The following is a 6,275-nucleotide window of genomic DNA, read 5'->3' on the forward strand; positions in this document are numbered from 1 at the left end:
TCGGGATGCTCCTGGGGCCAGCCGGGCCGGAACGAGAGCGGCATGGTCCGCCGCGCGTAGAGGTCTGGAGCCTGCCCTGCTGCTGCCTGCCACGCGCGGGTCGTCGAGACCGGCACAGGCTCGGACCGCGGGCCCCCGGGGCTGGTCCCTATCAGAATCAGTGCGCTGACCATGTCTGGGTAGGCCGCAGCGAGGGTCTGCGCGATATAGCCGCCCATCGAGTGCCCGATCACAACGAGCGGCGAGCGGAGCTCGTTGATGGCTCTCGCCGCGTCGTCGGCGAGGTCGTCGATGGAGCATGGCCCCTGAAGTGTCGACGATTGTCCCGTGCCGCGATTGTCGAGGCTCCACAGGCCGTAGCCGGTCGGGAGGTTGTCCCGCAGCGGTTTCGTTTCCCAGCTCGCGTAGCCAAGGCCGTGCACCATCAGGCAGGTGGGAGCTCCCTGCCCCTCGAGGTGCAGAAGCGTCCCGTCCGGTGTCTTGAGGCTCCGGCGCTCGAGGAGGCCCGTCATGCGCACGCCCCGGGGAACTGGATGATCTGTCGGATGGCTTCACCGCGGGCGAGGGCGTCGAAGCCCGCGTTGACCTCGGACAACGGGATATGGGTGGAGATGAGCTTCTCCAGCGGCAGCTTGCCTGTCCGCCAGAGAGTCTCGTAGTACGGGATATCTCTAGAAGGGACGGCGGACCCGAGATAGCTGCCGACGATTTCTCTCGCGCCGGAGACGAGGTCAAGCGGGGACATGCGCGCTTGTGCGGTCGGTGCAGGCAGCCCGACGGTGACGGTGCGCCCCCCGGGTGCGGTGAGCTTGACCGCGGTCTCGAATGCGGGCACGACCCCGGCGCACTCGACAACGACGTCCGCGACGAGATGCTCGGCCAGTGCCTGGCTGGGGGTGAGCGCGCGGTGTGCGCCGAAAGCGGGCGCTGCAGCCACCTTGTCCGGATTCGCGTCAACGCCGATGACCGTAACTCCGTCGAGAGAGGCTGCGACAAGAAGCGCCGCCATGCCGACTCCGCCAAGTCCGACGACGGCGACGGTCTGACCGGCATGCGGCCGGCCCGCATTCAGAACTGCGCCACCGCCGGTGAGTACCGCACACCCCAACACTGCCGCGACGTCCGGCGGCACGTCATTGCCGACCGGGACAACCGAGCACCGATCCATCACCGCATAGGTCGCAAAGCCGGAGACTCCGAGATGATGGGCGACGCTTTCACCGTCCCGATGCAGGCGGCGACCACCTGCGATGAGCGCCCCCTCGCCGTTCGCTCGCGACCCGACCGTGCACGGCAGACGACCGTCGGTCTTACAGGCCGCGCAGGCGCCGCACCGAGGAAGAAACGCCGCCACCACGCGCTGCCCAACGCACAGGTCGGTAACATCCTCGCCGGCATCGACGACGATCCCCGCCGCCTCGTGTCCGAGCAGCATGGGCAGAGGACGTTCCCGGTTCCCGTCCACGACCGACAGATCCGAGTGACAGATCCCCGCAGCTTCGATGCGCACGAGGACTTCGGTCGGACCCGGAGGATCGAGTTCCATCTCTGTGACCACCAGCGGACGACTCGCGGCATAGGGCGGCTGCGCACCGCTGCGTTCGAGCACTGCTCCGTGGATCTTCATATGCCGTCTTCCTTGAGGGTCCTCCCATTTTCGAAGCTCACGATGGCAACATCTATGTTGCTACCCACGGATCCGTGTCATTCTTGTGTTGAACTCAACACTGGAGCCCCTATGACCGCACCCACGGATCTGTTCCACGCCATCGCGCAGGATCTGACCGCTCTGCAGGATCCCGATCTGATCCTGACCGGGCTGGTTCGGCGGGTGCGAGTGGCACTCGGCACCGATCTCGCGTATGTGAGCCTGAACGATGCGGAGGGCCGGGAGACCCACATCCAGTTCTCAGACGGTGTTCGCACGCCCGGGTACGCTGCGATCGCAATGCCCATTGGAACGGGCGTGCTCGGGATGGCCGCCGCAGGTGTCATCGCCGAGAGCCCCGACTACCTCCCCGACCTTGCGAAGCTGCATATCGCGGACGTTGACGTTGCGGTCAACGGCGAAGGGGTTCGCGCGATCCTCGGTATTCCGTTGCGTGCAGGCGGCGAGGTCGTGGGGGCGCTCACCGTGGCAAACCGCACGCCAGGGTCGTTCACGCCCGATCAACGAGCGTTGCTGGAGTCCGCGGCTCTGATCGGGTCGACGGCTGTCGAGATCTATCTCCTCCGCCGAGATATCGAACAGGGGCGGCAAGAGCTCAATCTCGAGGTCTCCCGCCTTCGCGACCTGATGTCGGACACCGTCGCGGAATTGCGTCTGGCCCGCGAGCTCGTCTCGGTGCTCGTGTCGGGCGGAGGCTCAGCGGATCTGATGTCCACAGCCGCCGAAGCACTCGGAGGAATCGTGCGGTTCGGTGACTCCGGCGCTACCGCGGACAACGCCGGGCGGGCCGTTCCTCTCGAAGGCGGGGGCACCATCGAGTTCATCGGGACTGACCAGGAGCCAACGTCGGACATGGTCGCGCTGGTGGGCGCGTTCGTGTCCACCGCAGCGCTCTACGAGAACGCCATCGAGGACGCACGGCACTTCCAAGAGATCGAACTCGTCCAGCGCCTCGTCGAACCGTCAACACGCACCTCCGGACCTGCACTACGCACCGGGCTACCTGGATCCGGTGCTTACGACGTCGCCGTCGCCGAGATCGATGACCCTCTCGTGCTGCGGCAAGCAGCGGCGAGAGTTCGCAACGCGCTGGGCTCCAAGGCACTCTCAGCCGCGCGACACGGCCACCTCATCATCATTGTCCGACACGGCGACGACACACTCGCCCGTGCAGAAGAAGCACTCTCGTCGTCCCCATATTGGGGCGGTGTTGGCACGGCAGAAACAGACGCGGACCTGTCTGCGGCATGCGGCGAAAGCTTGATGCTTGCCACAGCATCGCGACGCCTTGCCAGGAGGGGCCGGCTGCATGCGCGGACCGACCTCGGAGTCGTGGCCTTCGCGATCGGCGGAACACCAGAGGACGCACATCGTCTCATCCACTCTCAGTTGGCGCCGATCATCAGCGGCACGCCGCGCGATGTCACGCTGCGCGACACCGCATTGAGATATCTCGACTCGCAGGGATCGACCGGCGCCGTCGCCTCTCAGCTCCACCTCCACGAGAACACCGTCCGCCAGCGTCTCTCTCGATTGGATGACATGCTCCCAGGTTGGAGGAACGGACCGAGGAGCCTCGACACCCATCTTGCCTTGCGGGCAGAGGTGCTCCTGGAGCCGCACACCAGCGCTATTGCGTAGGCGGCCTGCACCACGCTGCTATCCGGGCCTTTGGGTTCAGGGCTGGAACCATCGAGCCCGCGGTCGCGGAAGTCGCCTCGGGACCTCGATCTACACGCCCGACTTCACCCCACCGAATGTCCGAAGAGCCACAATGCCATCCGCGTGGCAGAGCGCGCCAAGGGCGCCGGCGTTGACGTCACCCTGCATGTCGCCGAAGGACAGCAGCACGTCTACCCGTTCCTGGCTGGCCGCGACGCGGACGTCGACGCGGAGCTTGCGGCGATCGGCCAGTGGCTTCGCCACTGACCTGCAGCACCCCCACCCACCTCATTCAACGAAGGAGTTGCACCATGACATCCACACAGACCACGGACCTCGACGCGATCGTCGTCGGCGCCGGATTCGGCGGCATCTACCAGCTGCACACACTGCGCGACAAGCTCGGCCTGCGCGTCCGCGGGTTCGAGAAGGGCGCCGGCATCGGAGGCACCTGGTACTGGAACCGGTACCCCGGCGCCATGTCCGACACGGAGAGCCCCTTCTACCGATACTCGTTCGATGACGAACTGCTGCAGGAGTGGGACTGGGCCCGAAAGTACATCGACCAGCCCGACATCCTCAGCTATCTCGAGACCGTCGTCGACCGGTACGACCTCCGCAAGGACTTCCAGTTGAACACCGAAGTCACGTCGATCGTCTTCGACGAAGCCACCAACACCTGGACGGTCGGCACCTCCGCCGGAGAATCCTTCACGGCCCGATACGTGGTGACGGCGCTGGGGCTGCTCGCAGCAACCAACATCCCCGACATCCCCGGGATCGACTCGTTTGAAGGCCGCCTCGTGCACACCGCGGAGTGGCCGGAGGACCTGTCGATCGAGGGCAAGCGGGTGGGGGTCATCGGCACTGGCTCGACCGGAACACAGTTCATCGTCGCCGCGGCCAAGCAGGTGTCGCACCTGACCGTGTTCCAGCGCTCGGCGCAGTACAGCGTCCCCTCCGGCAACGGACCGGTCGGCCCGGGGGAGGTGGACGGATACAAGTCCCGGTTCCCGGAGATCTGGGAGCAGGTCCGAAACTCCGGCGTCGCCTTCGGGTTCGAGGAGTCCACCGTCGCGGCCACCGATGTCGACGAGGCCGAGCGGGAGCGCGTGTTCCAGGCGGCATGGGACCGAGGCAACGGATTCTATTTCATGTTCGGCACGTTCAACGACATCGCCATCAGCCCGGAGTCGAACGAGGCAGCCGCTGCGTTCATCCGCCGCAAGATCGCCGAGACGGTCAAGGACCCGGAGACGGCGCGACTGCTCACCCCGACCCAGCCGTATGCGAAGCGGCCGCTGTGCAACCAGGACTACTACGACGTGTACAACCAGGACAACGTGAAGCTGGTGTCGATCAAGGAGAACCCGATCGTCGAGATCACCCCGCGAGGCGTGAAGACCGCGGACGGCGTGGAGCACGAGCTGGATGTGCTCGTGCTGGCTACCGGGTTCGACGCGGTCGACGGCAACTACCGCCGCATCGACATCCGCGGGCGCGGAGGGGTGAGCGTCGACGAGCACTGGGCCGACGCTCCGACCAGCTTCCTCGGCATCATGACGGCCGGATTCCCGAACATGTTCATGATCCTCGGCCCCAACGGGCCGTTCACCAACCTGGTGCCCAGCATCGAGGCGCAGGTCGAGTTCATCACGACCCTGGTGACCGAGGCGGAGCGGAGAGGCGGGCTCATCGAGGTGTCGCAGCAGGTCGAGGACGAATGGACCGAGACCTGCACGACGATCGCGAACTACACGCTGTTCCCCAAGACCGACTCGTGGATCTTCGGGGCGAACATCCCCGGCAAGAAGCACGCCGTGATGTTCTACCTCGGCGGCCTAGGCGCCTACCGCGGCCTCCTCTCGGATATCCAGGCGAAGGACTTCGAAGGATTCAGCATCGGACAGCCCGTCCCGGCCTGATCGACGGTAACCGTAGGCCGGGAGTGTGCTTCCCGGCCTACGGTCGTCCTATGAGCGACTCCATGTCAGCAGACGTCACATTCCGGTCACGCCGCTGGGTCCGTCCCGAGGACCTGAACGCGCACGGCACCCTGTTCGGCGGCAGCCTGCTGCGCTGGATCGATGAAGAGGCCGCGATCTACGCCATCATCCAGCTCGGAAACTCCCGGGCGGTCACCAAGTACATCTCCGAGATCGACTTCGTCAGTTCCGCGCGACAAGGCGATCTGATCGAGATGGGACTGCGCGCCACCGCGTTCGGGCGCACCTCCCTCACGATGCGCGCCGAGGTGCGCAACATGATCACTCGTGAACGCATTCTCACGATCGAGAAGATCGTCTTCGTCGGCCTCGATGACCACGGCCAGCCCATTCCTCACGGCTACACCGACATCACCTACGAACGCGACCGGCTTCCCCACCACCATGGACTCATGCGCACAGAGGATAGATCCACAGCGGACCAGGTATTGGCGGGTTCCAATAGGGAGGCGGATACTGGGTGTGACCACTTGCAATGACGCGAGGTCCCAGCTATGTCCATCGACACCTACTCCGCCGCGAGCGTGCGGCAGGCTCGTGAACGCCTTCTCGAAGCTGGCGTCGGCGCGCACGGTCTCACTCCCCGCACGCTGAACGTCCCTCCGTGGATCGAGCGCAGTTGGCGTCGCTCGTTCACCACCGGTGGCGGCTACGATCCGACTGCGACTCCTGCTTACCACCCGTTCTCCGAACCGGCGGGACGCTTCCAGGACACCGCTGAGACCGTCCTGGCGCGATGGGCGGAATCACTCGCTGACATGCGTGTCGCGCTGCTGGTCAGCGACCGATCCGGACGGATCCTCGCCCGAAAGGTCCGAGCCTGTGCCGGTCTCGACGACCCGCGCGTGGCAGGCAGCAGCAGGGCAGGCTCCAGACCTCTACGCGCGGCGGACCATGCCGCTCTCGTTCCGGCCCGGCTGGCCCCAGGAGCATCCCGA

General features: G+C 65.8%; 7 protein-coding genes. 4 read left to right on the forward strand and 3 right to left on the reverse strand.

The features are described from left to right. Positions 1-512: alpha/beta fold hydrolase (locus ACIQ0W_RS15800; RefSeq protein ID WP_396643606.1), on the reverse strand; the 512-nt coding region annotated here is incomplete at its 3' end. Beyond that, positions 509-1,627: an alcohol dehydrogenase catalytic domain-containing protein gene (locus ACIQ0W_RS15805; protein ID WP_292736246.1), complete on the reverse strand. Its 1,119-nt coding sequence runs from the start codon at positions 1,625-1,627 to the stop codon at positions 509-511. The genes ACIQ0W_RS15805 and ACIQ0W_RS15800, both read right to left, overlap by 4 nt. Before the next feature lie 111 nt (positions 1,628-1,738). Here ACIQ0W_RS15805 and ACIQ0W_RS15810 point away from each other — a divergent pair, with 111 nt between their 5' ends. Beyond that, complete coding sequence (locus ACIQ0W_RS15810) at positions 1,739-3,310, forward strand: GAF domain-containing protein (RefSeq protein ID WP_292736249.1); 1,572 nt, start codon at positions 1,739-1,741, stop codon at positions 3,308-3,310. Positions 3,311-3,400: 90 nt separating this feature from the next. On the opposite strand, the gene ACIQ0W_RS15815 is transcribed toward ACIQ0W_RS15810, so the two are convergent. After that, positions 3,401-3,595 (reverse strand): hypothetical protein, encoded by a 195-nt coding sequence (locus tag ACIQ0W_RS15815; protein WP_396643607.1) that lies wholly within the window; start codon positions 3,593-3,595, stop codon positions 3,401-3,403. 47 nt (positions 3,596-3,642) lie between these two features. Here ACIQ0W_RS15815 and ACIQ0W_RS15820 point away from each other — a divergent pair, with 47 nt between their 5' ends. The 3 genes from ACIQ0W_RS15820 to ACIQ0W_RS15830 all read left to right on the forward strand — a co-directional run. Next, positions 3,643-5,256: an NAD(P)/FAD-dependent oxidoreductase gene (locus tag ACIQ0W_RS15820; RefSeq protein WP_295795060.1), complete on the forward strand. Its 1,614-nt coding sequence runs from the start codon at positions 3,643-3,645 to the stop codon at positions 5,254-5,256. Between the two features lie 50 nt (positions 5,257-5,306). After that, a complete protein-coding gene (locus ACIQ0W_RS15825) occupies positions 5,307-5,816 on the forward strand; it encodes a hotdog domain-containing protein (protein WP_347424476.1) in 510 nt (169 codons plus the stop codon). A gap of 15 nt (positions 5,817-5,831) precedes the next feature. After that, positions 5,832-6,275: hypothetical protein (locus ACIQ0W_RS15830; protein ID WP_396643608.1), on the forward strand; the 444-nt coding region annotated here is incomplete at its 3' end.

Source organism: Microbacterium sp., from assembly GCF_044340635.1.
Lineage (GTDB): Bacteria > Actinomycetota > Actinomycetes > Actinomycetales > Microbacteriaceae > Microbacterium.

Excerpts from the sequence above, each read along its gene's own strand:
- ACIQ0W_RS15805 (WP_292736246.1), bottom strand. The coding sequence starts at position 1,627 with ATGAAGATCCACGGAGCAGTGCTCGAACGCAGCGGTGCGCAGCCGCCC.
- ACIQ0W_RS15810 (WP_292736249.1), top strand. The coding sequence starts at position 1,739 with ATGACCGCACCCACGGATCTGTTCCACGCCATCGCGCAGGATCTGACC.
- ACIQ0W_RS15820 (WP_295795060.1), top strand. The coding sequence starts at position 3,643 with ATGACATCCACACAGACCACGGACCTCGACGCGATCGTCGTCGGCGCC.
- ACIQ0W_RS15825 (WP_347424476.1), top strand. The coding sequence starts at position 5,307 with ATGAGCGACTCCATGTCAGCAGACGTCACATTCCGGTCACGCCGCTGG.